The organism is Streptomyces jumonjinensis (assembly GCF_009600885.1).
GTDB classification, from domain to species: Bacteria; Actinomycetota; Actinomycetes; order Streptomycetales; family Streptomycetaceae; genus Streptomyces; species Streptomyces jumonjinensis.
The window spans coordinates 1,733-2,468 of the sequence record NZ_VCLA01000161.1; the positions used below are offsets into that span (position 1 = coordinate 1,733).

Genomic DNA, 736 nt, shown 5'->3' on the forward strand with positions numbered 1-736 from the left:
GTTCGCGGCGTCCTCGTCCTCAGCCGACCAGGACAGATCGACTTCCCGCCATGGCAGACTCACTCCACCGCTGATCACCTGCACCGGATGGTCCACACGGGGCAGTTGCCGGAATCCGGCCCGCAGGCTCGCGTGCCGCGCGAGCAGCGCCTCCCAGGCAGCGCGTAGCACGGCCGTGTCCAGGGGCCCTTCAAGGCCGAGGTCGATCTGTTCCACATAGACATCGGCGTCGTGCTCGTCGAAGAGCGCGTGGAAGAGGAGGCCCTCTTGCAGGGGTGTCACGGGCAGGACATCGGTCAGGTCCGGGACCTGGGCTTCCAGCTCCTCGATCTGCGACTGGTCCAGCGACACCAGGGGCAGATCGGAGGGCGTACGTCCACCGGCCCCCGCCCGCTCGGAATGCTCCGCCAGCCCCGCCAGCATCGCCGCCCAGGCGTCCACCAGCGACCGCGCCGCCTCCTCGGCCAGAAGACCCTCCGGCCAGACGAGAGTCAGCGTGAGCTCGGGACCATTGGTGGAGTCCTGTACGACGCCTTCGGCTTCGATGGCGTGCATCACGGGGTACTCCCCGGCCGTACCGCCGACCGGGCCGGCTTCCACTGCGGGCGTCCACGCCTTGCATACGGCGTCATCGGTTGCCGTATCGGTGAATCGGCCGAGGTAGTTGAAACCGATCTGCGCGGTGGGGAGCGCGGCCAGCTCCGGCGCGGTCTCCGGATTGAGATACCGCAGCATC

At 68.6% G+C, this 736-nt stretch carries 1 protein-coding gene; it reads right to left on the bottom strand.

The annotated features are described in order from the left end of the window. The coding region (locus FF041_RS23370; RefSeq protein ID WP_194292136.1) for a condensation domain-containing protein at positions 1 to 736 on the bottom strand (736 nt) is incomplete at both ends.